This window comes from Bradyrhizobium sp. UFLA05-153 (assembly GCF_054185185.1).
This window is the reverse complement of the sequence record NZ_JBBIAM010000295.1, coordinates 1-2,013: the sequence shown is the minus strand read 5'-3', so window position 1 is coordinate 2,013 and position 2,013 is coordinate 1. Positions and strand designations below refer to the sequence as shown.

Annotated in this window: 1 protein-coding gene and 1 pseudogene; both read left to right on the top strand. The window is 59.3% G+C overall.

Annotation, left to right across the window (positions count from 1 at the left end; genetic code table 11):
• A pseudogene (locus Q2941_RS51445) lies at nt 1-254 on the top strand (cyclohexanone monooxygenase); the annotation flags it as partial.
• A gap of 82 nt (nt 255-336) precedes the next feature.
• Nucleotides 337-2,013, top strand: a 1,677-nt coding sequence (locus tag Q2941_RS51440; protein ID WP_458197518.1) for a CoA transferase, incomplete at its 3' end; no start/stop codon positions are given.

Genomic DNA, 2,013 nt, shown 5'->3' with positions numbered 1-2,013 from the left:
GGATGCATCAGCTATCTCCGTGGCAAGAACTTGAACGTGATCGAGCCCACCAAAGAGGCGGAAGATAAATGGGTGGCGCATCATGATGAGACCGCCAATGAGATGTTACTTGCCAAGACCAATTCCTGGTACTTGGGATCGAACGTCGAAGGGAAACCGCGCCGGGTGCTCTCCTACACCGGCGGGTAGGCAGCTATCGACAAAAATGCGACGAGGTCGCCGCAAGCGGCTATCAGGGCTTTGCTATGCACTAGCTCCGTGCTCAAGACGAATCCGATGCGAGGAATTGCGAGAGTTCCCGACTGATGGCCTCTTGTCTGGGAAAATGGAGCCGTGATGGGAGTGTTGTCAGATCTGCGGGTCGTCGAGATTGGCAGTTCGGCGGCAACTAGCTATTGCGCGCGATTGTTTGCCGACTTCGGCGCGGATGTTCAGAAGGTCGAACCGCCGGCGGGCGATCCACTTCGCGACTGTCCGCCGCTCACTCCGATGGGGCAGAGCGCTTGGTTCGCGTTCCTGAACTTCAACAAGTCAAGCACGATCATCGATCCCGCGGCCCCGAATGCGATCGCGCGGCTGACTGCTATGATCGAAAACTGCGATATACTGATTGACGGCAGGGACGTTGATGCAGCGGATTGCCCGCCCATTGACATCGCCGCGATCCGCCAGCGGCGATCCAGATTGATCTGCCTCGAAGCGAGCTGGTTCGGCAGCGAGGGTCCTTATGCAGGATTTGCCGCAACCGATGCCACCATCCGCGCGCTTGCCGGCCTCGTCAAGCTGGTTGGACCGGTCGAGGGCCCACCGCTGCACGCACCAGATTTCCAGACTGGTATCCTCGGCGGTTTGTGGGGGTTCATCGCGGCGGCTTCTTCGGCGGTTGCGCGAACGAAGGGTGAAGCAGGGGCGCTGTGGTCGGTCAGTATCTTCGAATCGAGCCTGGCTCTTAGCGAATATCTCATGTTCGAGGCATCGGCGCGCGGCGAGGTCATGCGCCGGATTGGCGTTAATCGCTTCTGGCCGGTTTTTCCGGGTGGTATTTACGAGACTAGGAAAGGCTGGCTCGGTGTGACAACGTTCACGCCGGCACAATGGCGCGCATTCTGCGATATGCTCGGCCTGTCCGACCTGCGCGATAATCCGGCTCTAGTCCTCGGCGAAGAGCGTTTGAAGCACATCGAGAGGATCGAACAACAGTTCGTGCCGAGGCTGAAAGCGCGGACAGCGCAGGAGTGGTTTGCGGAGGGGCGCAAGCGGAAGATCCCGATCGTGCCAGTACCCGATATGTCCGATCTGCTGCGCGATACCGAAAAAAAGGTGCGCGGCGCAATCGTGCCTGTCGTCCTTGGCCAAGAAGAAGGCATGACCGCTGGATCGATGCAGCGGCTGACATTGACGCCGCCGCGACGAGGTGGCAAGGTTCCGGCTCCCGGCGAGCAGCAAACTTTTGCGGACATCCAAAAGCAGCGATCCTTGGCTACGTCGCAGACGTCCAGGTTCGTTGATGTCGGACGGCAGCCCTTGCGTGGGATTCGCGTCATTGACTTCACGATGGGCTGGGCAGGTCCGTTGTGCACGCGCACTCTGGCTGATCTTGGTGCAGACGTCATCAAGATCGAGTCCACCAAGTACCCCGATTGGTGGCGCGGTGTTGACCGACGGCCTGCTTACGTCGACGCTCAGATGTACGAAAAGACGCCAGCCTTCTGCGTCATGAACCGCAACAAGCGAGGCATCACGCTCGATCTCACGCAGCCCCAAGGACTCGCTCTTGCCAAGCGTCTTCTGGCGGGAGCCGACGTCGTCGTAGACAATTATTCGGTTGACGTGCTGCCAAAGCTCGGGCTTGGCTACGAGGTGCTTCGAACGCTCAACCCTCGGCTCGTCATGTTGTCGATGTCAGCTTTTGGAGCAAACAGCCTCAATCGCGATTGTCGGGCCTACGGCTCGACCCTCGAGCAGGGCTCTGGGCTGCCGATCGTAGTCGGAACTCCTGTCTCTTATACACAT